This is a genomic window from Enterococcus sp. HY326 (assembly GCF_026157065.1).
Lineage (GTDB): Bacteria > Bacillota > Bacilli > Lactobacillales > Enterococcaceae > HY326.
The window spans coordinates 480247-502658 of record NZ_JANLGQ010000003.1; the positions used below are offsets into that span (position 1 = coordinate 480247).

Genomic DNA, 22412 nt, shown 5'->3' on the forward strand with positions numbered 1-22412 from the left:
CATCCCGACTGCTCAGTTTTTTTTAATCGATATTTCTTAAATCAAGGACCATGCGACCACGAATTTTGCCGGCTTCCATCTCTTCAAAAATTGTATTGATGTCTTCCATGTCTCGCATGTGGTATTGAGGAACGACCTTGCCTTCAGCACCAAATTGGAAAGCTTCTTCCAAATCTTTTCTTGTGCCTACTAATGAACCAACCACTTCGATTCCGTCAAGAACAAGCCGAGGAATGCTCAGATCCATTGATTCAACCGGTAAGCCAACGGCAACCACTCTGGCTCCAGCTCTGACCGCATCGACAGCGCCATTAAAGGCTGATTTACCAACAGCCGTTACCACTGCACCATGGGCACCGCCAATTTTTTCTTGAATCACTTTACCTAAATCTTCCTTCAATGGATCCACAACCATGTCAGCACCAAATTCTTTGGCAAAGGCTAGTTGGTCATCATTGATATCAACAGCAATTACTTTTAAGTTAAAGACATTTTTTGCGTATTGCAAAGCTAAGTTTCCCAGCCCACCAAGACCTGAGATAATAATCCATTCACCAGGATGGACGTTGGATACTTTGATTGCTTTATAGGTAGTCACGCCTGCGCAGGTGATTGAGCTAGCAGCTTCTGAAGATAAGCCTTCTGGCACCTTCACTGCATAGTCGGCACTGACAATACATTTTCCGGCCATGCCGCCATCGGCTGTATAACCGGCATTGCGGACACTACGGCAGAGAGTTTCCCGACCAGTTGTACAGTACTCGCAATGGCCACAGCCTTCAAAAAACCAAGCTACAGATGCACGGTCGCCAACTTTAAGACTGGTGACGTCCTCAGCAACAGCAATGACTTTACCAATTCCTTCATGGCCTAAAATGACTCCAGATACATCGCCAAAATCTTGGTTTTTGACGTGCAAATCTGTGTGACAAACCCCACAGCATTCCATATCTAATAAAGCTTCTCCTGATTTTAAAGGACGGAGATCCTTTTCAACTACTTTGGCTCTTTTGTCTTCTCCAGCTACGATTGTTTTCATATAAATACACCTCTTCAAAAGTTTGTTATTTATTTCACATGATTATTACAACTCTGTAATTTTTATTTGTAAACGTTTTTTTTAGGAATATATTACGTTATTTATTTTCGGAAAATAAGTTGAAATTATCGGCTAGAATTACTTGTAAATTTTTTCCTTTCACAGATAGACCATCTGTGGGAAAATAAAGAAAAGAGAATTGAGGAGGGAAAGCAAATGAAAGCAAAACATCTTTTAGCCGCTGCCGGCCTTTCTGGTGCAGCTTATTTTGGTGCTGGAACTTATTTTTATGATTTAGCAATGAAGCGGGGGGATAAATTTTTTCTGCAGGACAATCCAAATTTACCGATGGGGACTAGCGGTACCGCAGAAGAGCAGGCGGACCGCCAAGCTAAAGTCAGTCAGTGGGTGGAAACGACCCCGAAAAAGAATATGGAGATGCTCTCTTTTGATGGGTTGCAGTTAAAAGGCACCGCCTTTTTGCAAGAGGGCGGCTCCCACGGCTGGATGATTATGGTCCATGGTTATATGGCTGATCAAAAAGCAATGTATCCCTTTGCCAGAGAATTTTATCAATTTGGTTTCAATATTCTAACAATCGATTGTCGAGGCTGCGGCAGCAGTGAAGGTGAGTATACGACGATGGGCTGGTACGATCGTTTGGATGTGAAAGAGTGGGCGGAGGCAATTGTCCGTTATGATTCAGACAGTGAAATTGTTTTATTTGGAATCTCAATGGGGGGCACAACTGTTATGATGACCGCTGGCGAAGAGCTGCCAGAAAATGTCAAATGTATTGTGGAAGACTGTGGCTATACCTCGATTCATGATATTTTAGCCTTCCAATTGAAACAAATTTTTAAACTACCGGAATTTCCTTTGATGAATGCTGCTAGCACAGTGGCCAATCTACGGGCAGGCTACCATTTGAAAGAAGCTTCCGCAGTCAAACAACTAGCGAAAAATAAACGGCCGATTATGTTTATTCACGGAGATCAAGATGCATTCGTGCCTTATGAAATGCTAGCAGAAGTTTATGCTGCCACTGATGCTCCGAAGGAAAGTTTAACTGTCGTTGGTGCTGCTCACGGTATGGCTTATGAAAGCGATCCAGAAACTTATGTCGCTAACGTCATGAATTTTATCGTGAAAAATATTTTATAAAAATAAACTCCTTTGCAAAAAGCGAATTGGCTTAATGCAAAGGAGTTTTTTCTTTATCTAAGCAAATAAATCGAAATTGGTTCTTATTCGCTAAATTGGGCATGGTAAAGCTGAGAATAATAACCGTCAATTTTTAATAAATGGTCATGGGTGCCGGCTTCAACAATTTGTCCTTGATCCATCACTAAAATTTTATCGGCATTTTTTATGGTCGACAGGCGATGGGCAATCACAAAACTGGTCTTGCCCTCCATCATTGCTAGAAAAGCCGCTTGAATATTTTTTTCTGTTAAGGTATCGACAGAACTTGTTGCTTCATCCAAAATCAGCATGGGTGGATTACTTAACATGGTGCGGGCAATTGTCAGCAATTGCCGCTGACCTTCGGAAATTTTTAAGCCAGAGGTACCGATGATACTATCGAGTTTTTTCGGTAATCGCATCACAAAATCATACATATACGTTTTTTTCAGAGCTTGATAAATTTCTTCATCACTGGCTTCAGCATTGCCAAATTGTAAATTTTCTCGGATGCTAGCGTCAAACAGCCAAGTATCCTGTAGCACCATGCCAAATTGTTGCCGTAGATTATCCCGCTTTAAATCGGTAATATTCGTATCATCAACCGTTATTTTCCCTTGATCAACCTCATAAAAACGCATCAGCAAGTTGACCAAAGTGGATTTGCCTGCACCAGTCCGCCCAACTATTGCAATTGTTTCACCAGGTTCAGCAACAAAATTAAAATCACTGATTAATTTTTGCTTTGGGTCATAGGAAAATGCCACATTTTCAAAGCTAACTTTGCCAGCAACTCTCTCTAAAACAAGTTGGCCATCATCTTTTTCCACTGGATTGTCCAAAATTTCAAAGGCCCGATCCAAACCGGCAATCGCCGTTTGGATTTGCGTGGTAATCCCTGATAGCTCAATAAACGGCTTGGAAAACTGGCTAGAATAGATAATAAAACTTGAAATCACACCGACAGTCACAGTCGAACTGCCATTTAACACCAATAGGCCGCCAATTAAGCCAATCATCAAATAAGCGCCGTGGTCGACAAAACGAGACAGCGGGTTTGTCAAGGAGGATGAAAACTGAGCTTTTTGTCCCTTGACGTTTAATTCCTGATTAAGAGTTTCAAAATTTTGCTGATTTTGTTGCTCCCTTTGAAAGGCAATCACAATTTTTTGATTGCTGACCATTTCACTGATAAAGCCAGACAGTTCACCGACAATCCGTTGCTGATTACCAAAGTTTTCTTGAGAAGCCTTCGTTACCAGCCAATTTACGATGAAAATAATCGGTGTGGTAACTAAAACAATCAAGGTCAGTGTCGGACTAAGATAAAGCATAAATCCAAGGGAGGCAATGACAACAGCAGCCCCGGAAAATAATTGATTAAAGACAGCAGAAGCGGCTACAGAAATATTATCCATGTCGTTGGTAAAGCGGCTGACGATATTGCCATGGGGCGTTTGGTCATAATATTTTAAAGGCAAAAAATTAAGGTGTTCAAAGACTTTTTTTCGTAAATCAGCAACAGAAAGATAAGCCAAATTATTACCTAATTTTTGAATGAAAAACTGACTGATGCTAGCGACAAAGACAATTGCGACAAACATCATCAAAATGGCTGCCAGTTGACTAAAGTCGACTTGGCCAACGCCAATCAGCTGATCAACACTGTGGCCGATTTCATAAGTTAGTAAAACGGTGGCGATTCCGCTGATGATTCCCAAGAAAATAGCGGAGATAATTTCCTTTTTATAAGGCATTAAAAAAGGTAGAAATCGTTTTAATGAGCTAAAAGTTCCTTTAGTTTTCATCGCTGACCTCCTGATCGGTTTCCGCTTGAGAAGCGACAATTTCACGATAGACCGCTGATTGCTGTAGCAAATCTGAATGGCGGCCCATATCCGCCAAGCGACCATTTTCCATGACCAAAATTTGGTCAGCCGATTGAATCGAGCGTACTCGTTGAGAAATGATGATGACGGCACCTTGATAGTCACGTTTTAAGGCTTGGCGTAAAAGTAAATCCGTTTGGTAATCCAGTGCGCTTAAGGAATCATCTAAAATCAAGAGCTGGCTTTGGGCCATCAAGCCACGGGCGATACACAGGCGCTGTTGTTGACCGCCGGAAAAGTTTTTGCCGCCTTCTTCTACTTTAGTGTCGAGTCCATTAGGAAGTTGCTGGACGAATTCTAGACACTGGGCGATGGCCAGCGCTTGATAGCATTCCTCGTCTGTGGCAGCGGCTTTTCCCCATTGTAGATTTTCTCTAATTGTTCCATTGAAGAGAACCGCTTTTTGCGGAACCATTGCAACTTGGCTGCGAAGTTTTGTTAAAGACCAATCTTTGACATCAATCTCCGCAAAGGTCACTTGCCCTGCTGTGGCATCATAGAAGCGGGGAATTAACTGTGTGAGAGTCGATTTGCCGCTACCGGTAGCGCCGATAATTCCTAAGATGGAATTATTTGCCATTGTGAAGCTGATATTTTCTAACGCTAAACCAGAATCCGCTGTGTAGCGAAAGTCAACATTGTTAAACGCCAATAAGGTTTTTGTTGAGCTAGTTTCTATCGCTTGACTGCCGTCAGCACTTAAATTGGTTTCACTTGCTAAGACTTCTTTGATCCGAGTGCTGCTGGCGGCCGCTCTGGTGAAAATTACCACCAAATTGGAAACGACAATTAGAGCCAACAGCATTTGGTTCATATAATTGACTAACGCAACGACTTCTCCTTGTTGCAAAGAACCGATATTAACCCGAATACCACCGAAATAAAGTAAGGCGACAATCCCCATGTTCATGATGAAGGTTGTTGCCGGACTTAAGAGGGCCGAAATATTTGAGACCCGCAGATAAACTTTCGACAAGTCATCTGTGCTGTCATTGAAATTCTTTTTTTCAGTATTGCGACGGGCAAAGGCGCGAATTACTCTGACCCCACTTAAATTTTGGCTGACCAGCTCATTAATTCGGTCAAGTTTTTGCTGAACTTGGCGGTATAGAGGAACGGTTTTAGTGACAATAAAAAATAAAATAATACAAAAAAGCGGTAGCAGCAAAAGAAAAATTAATCCCATCTGCCAGTTGATATAAAAGGCCATCACAACGGAGCCAATACTTAAAAATGGCGCCCGAATAACGAGGCGAATCAGCATCGCTAAGGCCAGCTGTAATTGATTAATATCGCTGGTCATACGGGTAATTAAAGTATCCGTGCCAAATTCATTTAGCTGGCTGTGGGAAAAATGATTGATTTTGTTCATTAGCTGATTGCGCAGCTCAGTCCCAAAACCTTGGGAAGCGATGGAAGCATAGTATTGGCAAATCATGGCACAAATCAATCCGACCACCGATAAGACAATCATCCAAATTGTCATGCGGATGACTTCGCTGCGATTGCCAGCCGTAATTCCTTGATCGATTAGGGCGGCCATTAATAAAGGCAGCAGCAGTTCAAAGACCGCTTCTAAAAATTTAAAAATTGGTCCGAGAATCACTTGTTTGCGATAATTTTTTGCATATTTTAATAATTGAACCATTTTGAACTCCTTTGCAGCAGTAAATTATTTAGTTTTACATAATAATAGAAGAAAGATACTCGTCTATTGTAGACTAACTTTTCCGGCAAAGAAAGTCTGGTGCTATATTTTAAGGCTGAAACGAGTGCTTTTTCGATTTTTTTGCTAAAATAGTTTTAAAATGAAAATAGAAATTGGAGAAAAATATGGATGAGTTTATTAAGGTAGTCTGGCTATTTTACATTTATTCTTTTATTGGATGGCTGTGGGAAACGGTTTATTGTTCTTTAAAGGCGAGGCACTTTGTTTATCGCGGCTTTTTAATCGGACCTATTACACCGATTTACGGCTTCGGAATTTTAGGGGTTTTGTATTTTATTGAACCTTACCAAAACAATTTGCTTCTATTATATGTATTGTCTGCTATTTTGGTGACAGTTTTAGAATATATTACTAGTTTTGCTTTGGAAAAACTCTTTAATGCTTCTCTGTGGGATTATTCCAAGGTACCGTTAAATATTAATGGTAGAGTGGCAATTCCCGTTTCCCTTTTTTGGGGTGTCGGTTGTGTCTTGATTGTCAAAGTTATCCATCCTCGGGTTTTAATGGCTGAAGGCTGGTTGGCTGCTCACTTTGGTGTCGTCATGCCGATTATTATGATTGTCATTACCTTAGCTGATTTAACTTATACAGTCACCAATATGGCTTCCTTCAAGAAAGTTACTAAGGAGATTGCGCAGGTGATTGAAACTTCGCAAGCAGAATTTGAAGCTCGCCGTCAAATGCGTCATCAAGAACTGCAGACAAATCTCCAAAATGTAAAGGATAAAATTGCCGGCCAAATTTCCGATGTCCAAAACGATTTAAGTCAAAGACGGAGTGAAGCCGCTAAATCTTGGCAGGAATACTTAACCAATAATCCTGATTTAAGAGAAAAATTGCCGAAATTCAACTTTAATCAACGGCGGATTGTGCGGGCCTTTCCTAATTTGAAGTATAAAAATCGCAGTAATATCAAAGATATCCAAGAACTGCTCTTGAAAAAAAGAGAAAAATAAAAAACTTCCAGAAATGTTACCAGAATGTTACAAGAAAGAAAATTAGAAAAAATTAAGAAAAACCTTGATTTGTTAAGGAGTTCTCCAGACTCTTAAAAAACTTTCATCGAATAAACTGGATTTCTGCTTTTTTTGTAACAAAATGTAATCTCACTGCAACAAAAAACCTTTTATTAATCTGTATAATTACTGCGGAGATCAAGTTGAGAAACTTTGATGAAAGGTGTGGGATTTAGTGAAAGCAAGAAAAAGCATAGTGTTACTATCTGCGTTACTTTTAACCAGTACGGTTTCACCAATGTTTGTGGGTGCCGATACAATTGATGATTTAAATTCACAAGAAAGTGATTTAAACAATCAAGCAGATTCAATCAACTCGCAAATTACCAGCGCAATGGATCAAGCGCAAGCAACTGCAGATCAAATCGATGCTTTAAGTACTTCGGTTGCCGATAACCAAGAAAAATTAGTACAAACCCAAGCGGATATCGAAACAACCAAAGCCAATATTGAAGAACGCAAAGCGGCGGTAGCCGAACGGATGCAGGATATTCAATTAAATGGTTCCAGCGAAAGAGACTGGCAGGCATTATTAGACGCGGAAAGTATTACTGACTTTGTCAACCGTGTATATGCAATGACAGTTTTACAAAGCGCTGAAAACGACAAAATTGAAAGTCTGAATACAGAACAAGCCAAGTTAGAAGAATTGGAAACACAATTGGCTGATACCCAAGCTGAGCTTGAAGCCAATCAGGCTGACTTGGAAACTCAAAGTGCGGCATATATCACGCAAGTGAATGACTTAAAAGTTCAGCTAGCGAATAATCAAGATGCTTTAGCCGGTGTTGTTGCCAGTAAAGAAGAAGAGGAAGCTCGCATTGCCGCTCAAGCAGAAGCGGATCGTTTAGCAGCCGAACAAGCTGCTGCAGATGCTCAAGCAGAAGCGGATCGCTTAGCCGCTGAGCAAAATCAGGCCGCTGAAAATACTGTGACTGAAACTGATACGGCTTCTAATACAGGCAACAGCGGTTCAACTGGAACAACTAACAATGACACTAGCAACAGCGGTTCAACTGGCGGTTCATCGACAGTTACTGATGCAGAAGAATTAGCAGCCAAAGAATGGATTGCCATGAAGGAATCGGGCGGTTCATATACTGTTTATTCTGCAAGCGGTCAGCATTATGGTCGCTATCAATTATTATTAAGCTATCTTGGCGGCGATTTATCTCCGGAAAATCAAGAGCGGGTTGCTGATAATTATGTGAAACAACGATACGGCTCATGGGTGGCTGCAAAAGCGTACCACCTAAGTCATAACTGGTATTAAAAAACTGACGCAAGTCAGTTTTTTTTTGCACTTTATTTAAACGACAGCCAAAAGGAAAACTTTTGTTCCCATCGTTTTTTATGTATAATAGAGAAGGATTAAGTGAGGGGAAGGACATGGCAAAAAAAAGAAAAACAAAAAAACAGCAAAAACAACAGGAACAGTTGATGCTAATTTTGATTGGCATTGGCTTTATTTTTTTAGCAGGCTTTAGTTTATTTCAATTAGGCTTTTTAGGACGCTTGGCCGCCAATGGCTTAAGATTAATTGGCGGCAATGCCTACCCGATTTTATCGGTACTCTTAGTGATTTACGGCGGCTTTTTAATTCTGCAAAACAAAACCTTCAAAATAAAAAACCCCCGACGACTTGCCGGTGGATCAATTTTTCTTTTGGGAATTTTACTTTTCCTGCACATCCGCTTATTCAGCGGAATGCAAACCGAAGGAAACGTCATTACGATTACGTGGGATCTTTTATTGCAGGATATCCGCCACAATCAAATTTCAGCTAATGTCGGCGGTGGGTTACTTGGGGCTGTTTTATACAGTGGTAGTCACTTCTTAGTAGCTGATTTTGGTAGCTATATCATTTGTTTAATATTATGGCTAATAGGAATTTATCTTTTCAGTGGCATGGGGCTGCAGCGGATTTTGGACTTTTTGCAAAAGATCAATGAGTGGCTTCAAGGAGATCCAAAGAAAGAGCAGAAAGCAACTAGACAGCAGAGAGCTACTGAGAAAAAAGCAGCAAAAACTAAAGCAGCTCCAGCTGAACCATCGTTCGCTGAGGGTGCTACGGATGATGAAGATTTAAGCTGGGCTCAAAAACGAAAACTAAAAAAAGCAGAACGAGTGGCAGCTCAACGGGAAGCTGCTGAGGCAGAAGTGGCCCGCCGCAAGCAAAATCAAGTGCGACCGTTGTCTCCTGGTGAAGAATTAGCTCAAGAGATGTATCGGGAAGAAGAAAACGAGCCGGTACCCGTACAGCTGGAAATTCCGATTGATAGCTTTCAAAATAATTCGGTTTCAACATCAGCTCAAAAGCATTACGAAGAGCCGGAAGCTGATAATGAAGATTTAGAATTTGCGATTCAAGCAGAACCGGAAGACCGGGATTATCAATTGCCGCCCTCCACCTTGTTAGATTCGATTCCGACAGCGGATCAAAGCGGTGAATACAAAAAAATTGAAGAAAATATCGGCGTGTTAGAAAATACTTTCAAAAGTTTTGGGGTTGAGGCCCGAGTGGTTAAAGCCAGCCTAGGACCATCGGTGACAAAATTTGAAATTCAACCGGCTGTCGGTGTTAAAGTCAGCAAGATTGTCAATCTTACTGACGATATTGCCTTGGCTTTAGCGGCCAAGGATGTCCGGATGGAAGCACCAATTCCAGGAAAATCACTGATTGGTATTGAAGTGCCGAATTCAACAGTCAGCACTGTTTCCTTCAGAGATATTATTGAAGCACAACCAGATCATCCAGATAAAATTCTGGAAGTGCCGTTAGGTCGAGATATTTCTGGCTTAGTTCAGGTGGCAGATTTAACTAAGATGCCCCATCTTCTGATTGCCGGTTCGACTGGTAGTGGGAAATCGGTAGCCATTAATGGAATTATTACGAGTATTTTAATGCGGGCCAAGCCCCATGAAGTAAAATTGATGATGATTGATCCGAAAATGGTGGAGCTAAATGTCTATAACGGGATTCCCCATCTGCTAACGCCGGTGGTGACTAACCCGCGAAAAGCTGCGCAAGCTTTGCAAAAAGTAGTCAAGGAAATGGAAGAGCGCTACGAAAAATTCGCTGCAACTGGAGTTCGTAATATCAGCGGATATAACGAATTGATTACCCAAAAAAATCTTGAGGATGGTCAAAACCATCCGATTTTACCGTTTATTGTGGTAATTGTCGATGAATTAGCCGACTTGATGATGGTAGCTAGTAATGAAGTCGAAGACGCAATTATTCGTTTAGCACAGATGGCTCGGGCTGCAGGAATTCATATGATTTTAGCAACGCAACGGCCAAGTGTTGATGTTATCACAGGGATCATCAAAGCCAACGTGCCTTCACGGATTGCCTTTGCGGTTTCCAGCGGGACTGATTCTCGGACGATTATTGACAGTAATGGCGCTGAAAAATTATTGGGTCGAGGGGATATGCTCTTTTTACCGATGGGAGAAAATAAACCGATTCGGGTGCAAGGAGCTTTTATCTCTGATCATGAGGTTGAACGAATCGTTAAATTTGTCACAGATCAACAAGAAGCTGACTATCAAGAAAGCATGATGGTGACAGAAGAAGAGGAGCCAACCTCAAATCCCAGCGAGCATCCTTTAGATGATCTATACGAACCGGCCAAAGAGTTGGTGGTGGATATGCAAACCGCTAGTATTTCTTTTTTACAGCGGCGTTTTAGAATCGGCTATAATCGGGCAGCAAGAATCGTCGATGAGCTAGAGGAAAATGGTGTGATTGGACCTTCAGTTGGCAGTAAGCCCCGGGAAGTCTATCTGCAAAAAGAACCGGAGACAGATGAGCCGGAGGTTTTTGAATAAACAGATTTTATTAAAATTGTGTTGGTTGATATAAAGTTCAACTGACACAATTTTTTTGTTTTTATTACGCTGCTTTTTGTTAAAATAGGGAGGAGTAAATAGAATGGGGTGGTTATTATGAAGAAAAATTTAAATCAGGCTGCTGCTAAGAATTTATGCAATGTCACTTGAATTAGATAAGAAAGAGGTTCTATGACACACTCAAATATCACATTAACACCAGTTACCAGGGAAAATATCGAGCAGATTTTGGCTTTGACTGTGGAAAAAAATCAAGAGAGCTACGTGGCGAGTACCTGTAAAAGCTTAGCCTATGCCTATGTTATGCGGGATTTCGTCAATCCCTATGGTATTTATTTAGCCGAGGAACTGATTGGCTACGTCTCAATTGTGTTTGATGAAGAGGACCAGATGTATAATATCTGGCATTTTCTAATAGACGCCCGTTTTTAAGGCAAGGGCTATGGCAGATTAGCTTTACTGGTTACCCTTGAAATTGTTAGAGAGAAAGCTCAAGGTCTAACAGAAATGTTGGCTCTAAGCGTTGAGCCGGACAATCAAGCTGCAATTCGTTTATATGAAGCAGTTGGCTTTTATAAAACCGGTGAAATTATCGAAGGGGAAAGCGTGATGCTTTTCAAATTGACATAAAAAAATTGCCGCTGATGAAAGAGCTGAAACAGCCCTCATCAGCGGCAATTTAGATTTATTTTTTACCAGCCGCCTGAGGAGCCACCGCCGCCGGAAGAACCGCCGCCGAAGGAACCCCACGAGCCGCCGCTACCAGATCCGGAGTTATTATTGTCGGACCAGTTGCTGGAATTATAGTTTGAAGCTAGATAAGCTGTTGTTAAAATGGTCCCGTCACTTGAATACAAGGTGTCGCCAATCAGCACGCGGCCTAAGCCTTTCGCTGTGGCTCCGGAAGTGTTCAAGAGCCGTCCTTGAATTACGGCACGCCGTATGCCTTGAAGAGTTAGGGCTAAGAAGAGACCGCTTTTTAAAATGTAAAATAAATCGGTTTTGCGAATGGCACTTGTTGATAACCGAGCAGTGTTTGCTTCAGAAATTTTTTCCTGATAATCCTGCAGATAATGTTTTAAGTAGCTGCGACTTCTTAACAAAAGAACAATCATCAATAGACTAATGAAGGCGAGTAGCAGCATGCTGATAATCAGCAGCCAATGAATTAATTTGGCTGTGCCTAGCTCGTCTTCAATTCGTGCAATATTTGAATCTACCAAAGCGGTTTTGGAATTCATCAAATTGAAGGTTTCATCCAGCACTTGATTGACGCCAGTATTGTAATCCTCATCTCTAAAAGCCTCAACCACAGCATCATCTTCGGTAATATCGCTAGCTAAGCTATCGGTAATCGTACCTTCCAGTCCATAGCCAACCTCAAGACGAAATTCTCGGTCGTCAACGGCGACTAAATACAAGACGCCATTGCTTTCTTCAGCGTTGCCGATTCCCAGCTGATTAAAAATATCATTCGCCAGTTCATCAATATCTTCACCAGCTAAATCCGGCAAGGTGACGACCATCAGTTGTGCGCCATTGGTACTGGCAGCCAATTCTTTATTTAAGGTGTATATTTTTTCCTTCGTTGCACTGTCTAAAATTCCCGCATTATCAGTGGCAAAAATATTGTTGCGATTGATGGCTAAGGTAATATTAGTGCCATCAATAGGAACCTGATAGCTGTCTTCATTGCTAGGATAATCCTTGAGATTAGCTAGATTATCTTCTAGTGTCTGATCAAAATCAACCGTCTCAGGCTCAATCGTGCCATCTAAAATGCCCTGACGCTGTTCAGATAACGTATTTAATTGTTGTGAGTAGTCTGACAGTCTGTTTTGATACGAAGTATTGTTGACAGCAGTTTTAAAAAAGATAAAACCACTGACAGCGAAAGCAATTAGAAACAGACCAGCAGCAATCAAACTACGTCGTCGCAGATGCTGGTAATTTGCTATTACCTGCTGATTTAATGCAGTAGCATCTTGAGAAGTCTGCTTAGTTTTCATCTGCTTCACCTCAATTAAAGCTGACATCTGGAGCTTGGTCAGCACCTTCTTCGGCGGCAAAGTTAGCCTTTTTATCAAAGCCTAACAAGCCGGCGACAATATTTTTAGGAAAAGCAACTAGTTGTTGATTGTAGGTTTGCACTTCGTCAATATAATTTTTTCGCTCGACAGAAATGCGGTTTTCACTACCTTCTAGCTGTGTCATTAAGGTTTTGACATTTTCATTGGAGCTTAATTCTGGATAGCTTTCTTGAATCACATTTACTAAAGTACCAACGCTTTGCTCTAGTTGGTCATTGGCTGCAATTTGTTCCTCTGGTGTAGTGGCATCATCATAGGATTTGCGGGCTTCGGTAATTGTTTGAATAATCTCGCTCTCATGATCCATGCTTCCTTGGACGCTACTCACTAGATTTGGAATCAAATCAGCCCGCCGCTGCATCACATTTTCTACTTGTGACCAGGTGGCATCTACATTGTTCTCTGCTCGAGCCAAAGAATTGTAAGTGGTGACAAAGTAACCGCCAATTGCGATGATAATTACTGCAACGACCCCTAAAATAATCCATCCCGTTTTACTTTTTTTCATATTTTTTCATCCCTTTCGTTCCACTGTTAGCAAGTGCTTGAATTTTAGTGGAATGATTTAATAATATCAGAATAAAAAAAACTAACATCAGTCTTTAGGAGTAGAAAAAAGACTAAGACATTTATTTCAAATTGTCTTAGTCTAGCCAATGAGGCGGCAAAGGGTGAAATAAGCCGGCTACTCACAGGGTGGATGCAATAAATTTTGAGGTTCGTGTATTGTGTGTCTGGGCAAGACGACTATTCTAAAATATAAAGTGTCTCAATTTTTTCTAAGAAAACCTTGGTGTCAGGAATTTCGCGATCTTGATAAGCAATTAGCGAACCTTTGCCGACAATATAATACCAAAACATTTGGAACATGGCATTGCGCTCATCTTCTTCTAAACTGTCATAGTCGTGCTGTTCCTTGGCAATTTGATTGAAGTAGCCACGGATATAGCCTTCAACCCGCATGCTGCATTCAGCATCTTCAACGAAAAACCGCAGAAATTCTTTTGGATATTTTTTAGCATAGGAGCTAACGGTAGCTGACAATCCTTCTAAAGAGGTAATGCTATTCTTTTTAAAATAATTTTCAATTTTGGCGATGATAAAATCACAGAGGCTGTCCTTGAACTCTGTCAAGTTCGTAAATTCACGATAGATTGGCTGCGTCGAGCACTTGATTTGTTTAGCGACATTCCGTGCATGAAAATTTTTAAAACCTTCTGCAACAACCAGTTGATAAGCACCGTTTAATAAGTGCTCCCGATAAATCTTTTTGGTTCTGACCATATTAAACCTCCTTTGATACAACAACACCCAAAACGTTCAAAATTTTTCATTACGTAGAGACTTTTATCTCTTAAAGTAATTTTATCACATTTATTGGCATTATTTAATCTTTTTTCTTCACTAAATGAAATTTAACAGTTTTTTTATGGGAAATATATATGAGATTTATCAATCAAGGTAAAAAAAAGAAAAACTGTCATAGATTGTGACAGTTTTTCCAAAGTTGTTCAATTATCTGGCGTCATGACCATTGAAAGAATCATCGGATGACGTTCTGTTTGTTCAAACAAGAAGGGCTGGATTGTTTCAGTCATAACATCTCGTAATTTTTGTTCGGTGCAATCTGTTTCTTTAAGAGCTTCTCTTAAGGCGTTAAATAATAACCGTTGACCGGTATTAATCATATCGCCTGATTCCCGCATGTAGACAAAGCCGCGGGATAAAATATCCGGACCGGCTAAAATTTCTTTTTTAGCGATATCGATAGTCGCTACTACTAAGACTAAGCCTTCTTCAGATAAAATGCGGCGGTCCCGTAAGACCACATTGCCGATATCACCGATGCCGCTGCCGTCAACATAGACGTCGCTGGCATTAAAATGGCCAGCTTGGCGGGCAGAGTCTGCTGTCAGAGCTAACACATCGCCGTTGCCCATGATAAAACAATTTTCAGCTGGCACGCCGGTATCTTGGGCCAATTGGGTATGGATTTTTAACATCCGAAATTCCCCGTGAACTGGCATAAAATATTTTGGCTTCATTAAGCGCAGCATCAATTTTTGTTCCTCTTGGCCACCGTGACCAGAAGTATGAATATTATTAATTTTTCCGTGAATTACGTTAGCGCCAGCCTCTGATAATAAATTAATCAGCTGGTTAACACTCGTGGTATTACCAGGAATTGGCGAGCTAGAAAAAATCACCGTATCATCCGGTTGAATTTGAATTTGCCGGTGGGTACCATTGGCAATTCGACTTAAAGCCGCCATTGGTTCTCCTTGAGAGCCGGTACATAAAATCATTGTTTCATTTGCTGGCATCCGATTGATTTCATGGGATTCCACAAAAGTACCATCGGGGACATTGATGTAGCCGAGGCGTTGGCCATTTACAATCGCATTTTCCATACTGCGGCCAAAGACGGCAATTTTACGGCCGGTGGCGACAGCGGCATCGGCTGCTTGTTGTAACCGGAAAATATTGGAGGCGAAGCTGGCAAAAATAATACGGCCATCAATTTTTTCAAAGATTTTTAAAATAGATGCGCCAATTGTTTTTTCTGATTTTGTAAAGGTCGGAATTTCTGCATTGGTACTATCTGATAGTAAGCAGAGGACGCCTTCTTCACCGATACGGGCCATCTTGTGAAGATTGGCCGGCTCGCCCACCGGAGTGAAATCAAATTTGAAGTCTCCAGTTGCTACGACATTACCGGATGGAGTTTTAACGACAACACCCAAGGCATCTGGAATACTGTGGGTGGTTCTAAAGAAACTAATCGACGTTTTACGGAAACGCAAAATGGTGTCTTCATTAATTTCATGCAATTCAGCATCCCGCAATAGGCCGTGTTCATCTAGTTTATTGGTAATCAAGGCTAGTGCTAAAGGGCCAGCATAAATTGGAATATTAGCCTGCTTTAAGAGATACGGCACACCACCGATATGATCTTCGTGGCCGTGGGTGATGACTAAGGCTTTGACTTTTTGAATATTGTTAACGATATAGCTGTAATCGGGAATGACGTAATCAATCCCTAATAGATCGTCTTCTGGAAATTTAATACCGGCATCAATAATGATGATTTCATCTTGGAATTGTACCCCATACGTGTTCTTCCCAATTTCACCAAGACCACCAATGGCAAAAACGCCCGTCTCGTTGTTTTTTATGGAAGGTTTCATATTAGAAGTCCACCAATTTGAATTCAGTATTTTCTTTTTCATAGTCGAGATGGTTACCCGTTAATCCTTGAAGAAATTCAATATTGTATGGGGTGTTTTCTTCAACACGTTGACGAGCTTCGACTTCTGTATCTGCTTCGATGTAAAGCGATTGGGTTTCTTCTCGTTTTGGGTTTCTTTCTTTGCTTTCTTGATAAAAAACTTTGTAAATCATAAAATATTCTCCTTCAGCCAAAATTGGCAAATTTTTTAATTTTCAGTTCACAATAAAAAAGCTACATGCAAAACCGTTGTGACATAAGTCAAAACAGAATCGAAAGCCGAAAAAAGGCTAAGCTTTATAGCCCTGCAAAAAAAGGGAAGTAGCAACAGAGAATTTTTGAGATTCTCAAGGCAAAATTTTATTTTTGCAGACAGCCAGCTTGTCAATCGACTTATGGCACATCCATTTGAGTTATTTTCAGTGATGAGGGCCAGCTAATCACTAAAGGAAAGTCTTGGATTACTTTCTTTGATGTAGGAATTTCTTATTCACCGAGTGTGTTAAATAGTTAGGCTAATTCTATCATAGTTAATGAAAGAAGTATAGAAAGTAAGCCAAAAGAAGATAGCCATTGAAAAATTCGTGTGGTATAGTGGGGATAAACGGACTTTTTTCATTTGATCAATAAAATTCTGGATCATTTGGGGAAATTTGAATCAGCGGATGGGCCTGTTTGAGAAAGGGGATGACAAACAGGGCGTCTGGAAGTTGAAAAGGAGAGTAATAAACGAATGAAATTAATGTGGCAGTATACCATGCACAATAAAAAATTACTCCTAGGAGATTTCATTTGTGTGTTTGGCTTTATTTTAATTGAGTTGGGTCTGCCAACTATTTTAGCGAGAATGATTGATGTTGGGATGGCCAATAATGATTTTGACTACATCAAACGCCAAGGCCTGTGGATGATTGCCATTGTCGTGGTTGGGATTGTGATGAATATTTTACTGGGCTATTTTAGCGCCCGCATCACAACGAATATCGTCCAGGAAATTCGCAATGATTTATTTGCTAAAATTCAAACGTATTCACATTTAGAATATGAACGTCTGGGTGTCTCATCATTGATTACCAGAACAACAAATGATGCGTATCAAATCATGCTCTTTATGCAAAATATTTTGCGGACTGGGTTTATGACGCCAATGATGTTTGTCGTTAGTTTATATATGGTCATGCGCAGCAGCGCCTCTTTAGGGATGTACGTGCTGCTTGCTCTACCAGTGCTATTGGTTTCAGTATTATTGATTGCTAAATTTTCTGAACCATTGTCCACCAAACAGCAAAAAAATCTTGATAGCATCAATGGTATTTTAAGAGAAAACTTATCCGGCTTGCGGGTTGTTCGGGCTTTCGTCAATGAAAAATTTGAAGAAGATCGCTTTGAAGTAGTCAATGACCAATATACCCAAAGCTCGAAAAGCTTATTCCGCTTGATGGCAGTTGCCCAACCGGGATTTTATTTTCTATTTAATATCGTAATGGTCATTATCATTTGGAACGGAGCTGTGCAAATTGATTCAGGTGCTATCCAAGTTGGGGACTTGATTGCCTTTATTGAATATATTTTCCATGCTTTGTTTTCATTTATGATGTTTGCCAGCATCTTTATGATGTATCCGCGGGCGGCAGTTTCCGCTAAACGGATTCAAGAAGCCTTGGATGCCAATCCGGCGATTAAAGATGATGCCGCTGGAGTTACCACCACGGAAAAACATGGCTACATCGAATTTAATAATGTCACTTTTGCTTATCCGGGGCATTCAGAATCTCCAGTGATTCGCAATGTCAGCTTTACGGCGAGCCCTGGCGAAACGGTCGCCTTTATCGGTAGTACCGGTAGCGGAAAATCCACATTGATTCAATTAATTCCTCGCTTTTATGATGTCACTGAGGGAGAAATTTTAATTGATGGTGTCAATGTCGAAGAGTATAGTTTGCGAGCCTTACGCCAAAAAATCGGTTACATTCCTCAAAAAGCGATTTTGTTTACCGGCACAATTGCCGACAATCTTCGCTACGGAAAAGAAGATGCAACCATGGAGGAAATGGAAGCTGCAGCAGATATTGCGCAAGCCTCTGATTTTATTAGCCAAAAAGCTTTAGGCTATGATGAAGAGTTATCAGAAGGCGGCTCGAACTTTTCTGGCGGGCAAAAGCAACGTTTGGCGATTGCTAGGGCCGTGATTCGTCGGCCGGAAATTTATGTCTTCGATGATAGTTTCTCGGCTCTGGATTACCAAACGGATGCCAAACTACGGGCTCGTTTGAAAAAAGAAACAACAGAATCCACTGTGCTGATTGTGGCACAGCGGGTGGGGACCATCATGCACGCAGATAAAATTATCGTCTTAAATGAAGGTAAGGTTGTCGGCGAAGGTACCCATGAAGAATTATTAAAGAGTAGCAGTATTTATTATGATATTGCCGCATCCCAGCTTTCAGAGGAGGAATTGGCATGACAAAATCATTTTCTTCTTTAAAACGCTTATGGATTTATGTAAAACCTTATAAGATGACCTTTTATTCAGTCTTGTTCTTTGTTGTAGTCACAGTAGCTTCTAATGCGTTGATGCCTTATGTGACTGGCTTACCGATTACACGGATTACAGCGAATGTTTTAGCTGGTGAACCGCTAGACTTCGATTACGTAATTATGTGTTTGATTTGGATTGCGATTATCGGTGTCGTCTATTGTATCGCCCAATTATTATCAGGGGTTTTGATGGCCAATGTCGTTCAAAATTCGATGAAGGATTTGCGGACGGATATCGACGAAAAAATTAACCGTCTGCCGGTTTCTTATTTTGACACCCATCAACAGGGAAATGTTTTGTCACGGGTCACTAATGACGTCGATGCTGTCAGCGGTGCTATGCAGCAGGCTGTTATCAACATTGTTTCCGCCTTGTTGAGTATCGTGATGGCGTTGGCGATGATGTTTTATATCAACTGGATTATGGCGTTGATTTCAATAATTATGATTCCAGCGTCGTTATTTATCAGTCGGACGATTGTTCGAATTTCACAAAAGTATTTTCAAAACATGCAAAACGCTTTAGGGGATTTAAATGGGTATGTTCAGGAGAATATGACCGGCTTTAGCGTCTTAAAATTATACGGGCGGGAAAAAGAAACGTTAGAAGGTTTCAAAAAAGTTAACGGTCGCCTGCAGCATTTTGGTTTTAGAGCAACATTTATTTCTGGTTTGATGATGCCCTTAGTGCAATTAACGGCCTACGCAACTTATATTGGGATGGCTGTACTCGGTAGTTATTTTGTAATTGGCGGCATCATTGTAGTCGGACAGTTACAGGCCTTTATCCAATATATTTGGCAAGTATCTCAGCCAATGGGGAATATTACGCAGCTGTCTTCAATGCTCCAAAGTGCTTCGGCTTCTACTAATCGGGTTTTTGAAATTTTAGATGAACCAGAGGAAATTCAAAATGAGGTCGATTTACCGTTGCCACAACCTTTAGAAGGCAATGTTGTCTTTGACCATGTGGCCTTTAGTTATGATCCGAAAAAACCTTTAATTAAAGATTTAAATTTTGAGGTGAAGGCCGGACAAACGGTAGCGATTGTCGGACCAACCGGCGCCGGTAAAACGACGCTGATTAATTTATTGATGCGCTTTTACGATGTTGATTCCGGTGCAATTAGAGTGGACGGTGTTGATACGAAGGCCATGAACCGTAGCGATGTCCGCTCAGTTTTCGGGATGGTGTTACAAGATGCTTGGCTGTATGCCGGCAGCATCGCTGATAATATTCGTTTTGGTAAATTGGATGCAACCGATTATGAAGTTGTCGATGCCGCCAAAACCGCCAATGTCGATCACTTTATCCGTACGATGCCTGATGGTTACGAAATGATGATTAACTCAGAGGGGGATAATGTCTCTTTAGGGCAAAAACAATTGTTGACGATTGCCCGGGCAATTGTTTCTGATCCGAAAATTTTAATTTTGGATGAAGCAACTTCTTCAGTGGATACCCGTTTGGAGGCTTTGATTCAAAAAGCGATGGATCGAGTGATGGAGGGGCGCACCAGCTTTGTAATTGCCCACCGCCTATCAACGATTCGCGATGCTGATTTAATTTTAGTCATGAACCAAGGGGAAATTATTGAAAAAGGCACCCATGAAAGCTTGCTGGCTGAAGGCGGCTTTTACGAAAAATTATACAATAGTCAATTCGCTGAAGATGGGGATTACGACTAGCAAAAAGAAGTCTGCGGACTTCTTTTTTTGTTTTAAATAGGGTAAACTATAAGCAGTTCTTAAAAAAAATTTCGTTTATTCTGAAAGGAGTTTAATATGCGCTATATTGCAAAAAGTGCTGATGTAGTTGGAAAAGTAACTCTAGGTGATGAGGTGACTGTGTGGTTTCAGGCGGTCATTCGCGGCGATTATAATACGATAAAAATCGGTGATCGGACCAATGTGCAAGATGGTACCGTCGTTCACGTGGATACTAATTCGCCGGTCGTTGTTGGCGACGATGTGACGATTGGCCACAGCTGTATTATCCACGGCTGCACCGTTGAAAACGGCGCCCTGATTGGGATGGGCACCACGATTTTAAACGATGCTGTCATCGGTGAAAATTCTTTGATTGGCGCAGGCTCTCTGGTGACAGAACGAACTGTGATTCCGCCGAATTCCTTAGCTTTCGGCCGACCAGCCAAAGTGATTCGCCAATTAACTGAAGAAGAAATTGCCAAAAATCTTGCCAACTCTCAACATTACGTTGAAGCCGGCTATGAATATCTGGCACAGCGTTACGAAGAAATTACGGATTAATAAAAAAAGCCTCCTTCGCATTTTTACGAAGGAGGCTTTTTATTTAATCTAAACAGTTTATTTCAATTTACCGCTGTTTTCCATAACTTCATCAATCAAGCCATAAGCTTTAGCTTCTTCGGCTGTCATAAAGTTGTCCCGGTCGGTATCTTTTTCGATTACTTCTAGTGGCTGACCAGTCCGTTCAGCTAAAATTTTATTTAAGCGTTCACGAGTTTTTAAGATGTGACGAGCCGCAATTTCGATTTCAGTCGCTTGTCCTTGAGCTCCACCAAGTGGTTGGTGAATCATGATTTCAGCATTTGGCAAAGCAAAACGTTTGCCTTTAGTACCAGCTGTCAACAAGAAACTACCCATGGATGCTGCCATCCCTAAGACGATGGTCTGCACGTCAGCTTTGACAAAGTTCATCGTGTCAAAAATGGCCAAGCCGGCTGAGACGCTACCGCCAGGAGAATTGATATAGATGTAAATATCTTTTTCAGAATCCTGTGCGTCCAAGAAAAGCAATTGGGCAATCACTGAATTTGCCACATTGTCATCAATTGGGCCGCTCAACATAATAATACGATCTTTTAATAAGCGTGAGTAAATATCATAAGCACGTTCCCCACGGGATGATTGTTCAATAACTGTAGGAATTAAATTCATTTGTAAGGTCCTCCTTTGATTCGTTCAAAAGTAGTTTACCACAAAGTTGGCAGAACGAGTATCTAAATGCTAGTATACCCAAAAGGTCAATAAAGGTCAAATGATAAAACCCGTTTCTGGATACTTTTTAGAACAGGAATATGCTATCATAAAAACTGCAGCAAGTCTTCAAAAACGCAGGAGGAATAATCAGTGGATAATTTAAACATGACAATTTTAATTGCGGCAATCGCCGGTTTTTTTGGAATTTTAGTTGGGGCAATTTTAGTAATTTTTGCCTTTAATTTACGCATCAAATATGACGAGGGCAAAGAACGCCGCAGCCGGGAGCTGGAATACACTGTCAAAGAAATCGAAACCTTGAATTTATTAAATCAAAAGGTCAATGAAATTCTGCAAAAGCGCAATCTCTTTCGCTCGGATTATGTCAGCTTTGATTCCTTTGACGATAATTACATTACGATTGATGATTTTGTATTTCTGCAAACCTTCACCTCGCAAAATAATTTTTATTTGCCAACCTATCTTGTTGAGGAATTTTTTAAAAATAATTCCCATCGTCGGGTGATTTTGTCGCCTGAGGAAACGGTTCGCTTAGGAGGGTATACTTATAAAGGCGGTCGGGCTTTAATGGAAACTTTTTCTGATGATTTAGTCAGAATCATGGAGGAGAAAAAAATCTACTTGAAGCAGCTTTCCAATCAACCGCTGAGTTATTTTGTCTCCTAATTAAAAAGCACCTGCCCTCTTAACGAAAGTTGTCAAAGCTCCGTCTTCACCTGCTTTAACTTTTGTGAAAGAGGCGGTGTTTTTTTACTTGCAACAAAATAAAAGATTGATAAATCAGCGGCGAAAACAAACTTAAGGATTAGGCTGTTTTAAAGGGCCATTCAATGATAAAATAAAACAGATTGGAGGTT

At 40.8% G+C, this 22412-nt stretch carries 18 protein-coding genes and 1 pseudogene; 10 read left to right on the top strand and 9 right to left on the bottom strand.

The genetic code is table 11. The features are described from left to right. Positions 1-22: 22 nt before the first annotated feature. A complete protein-coding gene (adhP, locus tag ORH16_RS10105; protein WP_265458536.1) occupies positions 23-1039 on the bottom strand; it encodes an alcohol dehydrogenase AdhP in 1017 nt (338 codons plus the stop codon). A gap of 216 nt (positions 1040-1255) precedes the next feature. Between adhP and ORH16_RS10110 the strand changes: the two genes are divergently transcribed. After that, positions 1256-2203 (top strand): alpha/beta hydrolase, encoded by a 948-nt coding sequence (locus ORH16_RS10110; protein WP_265458538.1) that lies wholly within the window; start codon positions 1256-1258, stop codon positions 2201-2203. A gap of 83 nt (positions 2204-2286) precedes the next feature. Here ORH16_RS10110 and ORH16_RS10115 read toward each other — a convergent pair whose 3' ends face one another. After that, the gene (locus ORH16_RS10115; RefSeq protein WP_265458540.1) at positions 2287-4032 is read right to left on the bottom strand and encodes an ABC transporter ATP-binding protein; all 1746 of its coding nucleotides are present in this window, start codon (positions 4030-4032) and stop codon (positions 2287-2289) included. Next, complete coding sequence (locus ORH16_RS10120; protein ID WP_265458542.1) at positions 4022-5761, bottom strand: ABC transporter ATP-binding protein; 1740 nt, start codon at positions 5759-5761, stop codon at positions 4022-4024. The genes ORH16_RS10115 and ORH16_RS10120 overlap by 11 nt, the downstream gene beginning before the upstream one ends. A gap of 185 nt (positions 5762-5946) precedes the next feature. Between ORH16_RS10120 and ORH16_RS10125 the strand changes: the two genes are divergently transcribed. The 5 genes and pseudogenes from ORH16_RS10125 to ORH16_RS10145 all read left to right on the top strand — a co-directional run. Next, on the top strand, positions 5947-6798 hold the full coding sequence (locus ORH16_RS10125; protein ID WP_265458544.1) for a putative ABC transporter permease: 852 nt from the start codon (positions 5947-5949) through the stop codon (positions 6796-6798). Between the two features lie 235 nt (positions 6799-7033). Next, complete coding sequence (locus tag ORH16_RS10130; protein ID WP_265458546.1) at positions 7034-8131, top strand: hypothetical protein; 1098 nt, start codon at positions 7034-7036, stop codon at positions 8129-8131. 116 nt (positions 8132-8247) lie between these two features. Next, a complete protein-coding gene (locus ORH16_RS10135) occupies positions 8248-10692 on the top strand; it encodes an FtsK/SpoIIIE family DNA translocase (protein WP_265458548.1) in 2445 nt (814 codons plus the stop codon). A 192-nt stretch (positions 10693-10884) separates the two neighbouring features. Further along, the gene (locus ORH16_RS10140) at positions 10885-11145 is read left to right on the top strand and encodes a hypothetical protein (protein ID WP_265458550.1); all 261 of its coding nucleotides are present in this window, start codon (positions 10885-10887) and stop codon (positions 11143-11145) included. 12 nt (positions 11146-11157) lie between these two features. After that, positions 11158-11343: pseudogene (locus ORH16_RS10145) on the top strand (GNAT family N-acetyltransferase); the annotation flags it as partial. A 62-nt stretch (positions 11344-11405) separates the two neighbouring features. Here the strand turns inward: ORH16_RS10145 and ORH16_RS10150 are convergent. From ORH16_RS10150 to ORH16_RS10170, 5 genes are all read right to left on the bottom strand, one after another. After that, positions 11406-12722, bottom strand: coding sequence for a TPM domain-containing protein (locus ORH16_RS10150; RefSeq protein ID WP_265458552.1), 1317 nt, complete (start codon positions 12720-12722; stop codon positions 11406-11408). Between the two features lie 10 nt (positions 12723-12732). Beyond that, positions 12733-13311: a LemA family protein gene (locus tag ORH16_RS10155; RefSeq protein WP_265458554.1), complete on the bottom strand. Its 579-nt coding sequence runs from the start codon at positions 13309-13311 to the stop codon at positions 12733-12735. Between the two features lie 239 nt (positions 13312-13550). Beyond that, positions 13551-14087, bottom strand: coding sequence for a TetR/AcrR family transcriptional regulator (locus ORH16_RS10160; RefSeq protein WP_265458555.1), 537 nt, complete (start codon positions 14085-14087; stop codon positions 13551-13553). 227 nt (positions 14088-14314) lie between these two features. Then, entirely contained in the window at positions 14315-15991 is a 1677-nt protein-coding gene (gene rnjA, locus ORH16_RS10165; protein WP_265458557.1) for a ribonuclease J1, read from the bottom strand. Position 15992: 1 nt separating this feature from the next. Continuing rightward, positions 15993-16205 carry a DNA-directed RNA polymerase subunit epsilon gene (locus ORH16_RS10170; RefSeq protein WP_265458558.1) on the bottom strand — a complete coding sequence of 71 codons (213 nt, stop codon included), beginning with the start codon at positions 16203-16205 and terminating at the stop codon, positions 15993-15995. Positions 16206-16765: 560 nt separating this feature from the next. Between ORH16_RS10170 and ORH16_RS10175 the strand changes: the two genes are divergently transcribed. From ORH16_RS10175 to ORH16_RS10185, 3 genes are all read left to right on the top strand, one after another. Continuing rightward, complete coding sequence (locus ORH16_RS10175; protein WP_265458560.1) at positions 16766-18496, top strand: ABC transporter ATP-binding protein; 1731 nt, start codon at positions 16766-16768, stop codon at positions 18494-18496. Continuing rightward, positions 18493-20259: an ABC transporter ATP-binding protein gene (locus tag ORH16_RS10180; protein ID WP_265458562.1), complete on the top strand. Its 1767-nt coding sequence runs from the start codon at positions 18493-18495 to the stop codon at positions 20257-20259. Before ORH16_RS10175 ends, ORH16_RS10180 begins: the two co-directional genes overlap by 4 nt. A 96-nt stretch (positions 20260-20355) precedes the next feature. Next, positions 20356-20841 (top strand): gamma carbonic anhydrase family protein, encoded by a 486-nt coding sequence (locus tag ORH16_RS10185; RefSeq protein WP_265458564.1) that lies wholly within the window; start codon positions 20356-20358, stop codon positions 20839-20841. 57 nt (positions 20842-20898) lie between these two features. On the opposite strand, the gene clpP is transcribed toward ORH16_RS10185, so the two are convergent. Then, on the bottom strand, positions 20899-21492 hold the full coding sequence (gene clpP, locus ORH16_RS10190) for an ATP-dependent Clp endopeptidase proteolytic subunit ClpP (RefSeq protein ID WP_265458566.1): 594 nt from the start codon (positions 21490-21492) through the stop codon (positions 20899-20901). A gap of 207 nt (positions 21493-21699) precedes the next feature. On the opposite strand from clpP, the gene ORH16_RS10195 reads away from it, so the two are divergent. After that, positions 21700-22221, top strand: coding sequence for a hypothetical protein (locus ORH16_RS10195; RefSeq protein WP_265458762.1), 522 nt, complete (start codon positions 21700-21702; stop codon positions 22219-22221). Positions 22222-22412 lie beyond the last annotated feature (191 nt).

Coding starts and splice junctions, on each gene's coding strand:
- adhP (WP_265458536.1), bottom strand. CDS start 1,039: ATGAAAACAATCGTAGCTGGAGAAGACAAAAGAGCCAAAGTAGTTGAA.
- ORH16_RS10110 (WP_265458538.1), top strand. CDS start 1,256: ATGAAAGCAAAACATCTTTTAGCCGCTGCCGGCCTTTCTGGTGCAGCT.
- ORH16_RS10115 (WP_265458540.1), bottom strand. CDS start 4,032: ATGAAAACTAAAGGAACTTTTAGCTCATTAAAACGATTTCTACCTTTT.
- ORH16_RS10120 (WP_265458542.1), bottom strand. CDS start 5,761: ATGGTTCAATTATTAAAATATGCAAAAAATTATCGCAAACAAGTGATT.
- ORH16_RS10125 (WP_265458544.1), top strand. CDS start 5,947: ATGGATGAGTTTATTAAGGTAGTCTGGCTATTTTACATTTATTCTTTT.
- ORH16_RS10135 (WP_265458548.1), top strand. CDS start 8,248: ATGGCAAAAAAAAGAAAAACAAAAAAACAGCAAAAACAACAGGAACAG.
- ORH16_RS10140 (WP_265458550.1), top strand. CDS start 10,885: ATGACACACTCAAATATCACATTAACACCAGTTACCAGGGAAAATATC.
- ORH16_RS10150 (WP_265458552.1), bottom strand. CDS start 12,722: ATGAAAACTAAGCAGACTTCTCAAGATGCTACTGCATTAAATCAGCAG.
- ORH16_RS10155 (WP_265458554.1), bottom strand. CDS start 13,311: ATGAAAAAAAGTAAAACGGGATGGATTATTTTAGGGGTCGTTGCAGTA.
- ORH16_RS10160 (WP_265458555.1), bottom strand. CDS start 14,087: ATGGTCAGAACCAAAAAGATTTATCGGGAGCACTTATTAAACGGTGCT.
- rnjA (WP_265458557.1), bottom strand. CDS start 15,991: ATGAAACCTTCCATAAAAAACAACGAGACGGGCGTTTTTGCCATTGGT.
- ORH16_RS10170 (WP_265458558.1), bottom strand. CDS start 16,205: ATGATTTACAAAGTTTTTTATCAAGAAAGCAAAGAAAGAAACCCAAAA.
- ORH16_RS10175 (WP_265458560.1), top strand. CDS start 16,766: ATGAAATTAATGTGGCAGTATACCATGCACAATAAAAAATTACTCCTA.
- ORH16_RS10180 (WP_265458562.1), top strand. CDS start 18,493: ATGACAAAATCATTTTCTTCTTTAAAACGCTTATGGATTTATGTAAAA.
- ORH16_RS10185 (WP_265458564.1), top strand. CDS start 20,356: ATGCGCTATATTGCAAAAAGTGCTGATGTAGTTGGAAAAGTAACTCTA.
- clpP (WP_265458566.1), bottom strand. CDS start 21,492: ATGAATTTAATTCCTACAGTTATTGAACAATCATCCCGTGGGGAACGT.
- ORH16_RS10195 (WP_265458762.1), top strand. CDS start 21,700: ATGACAATTTTAATTGCGGCAATCGCCGGTTTTTTTGGAATTTTAGTT.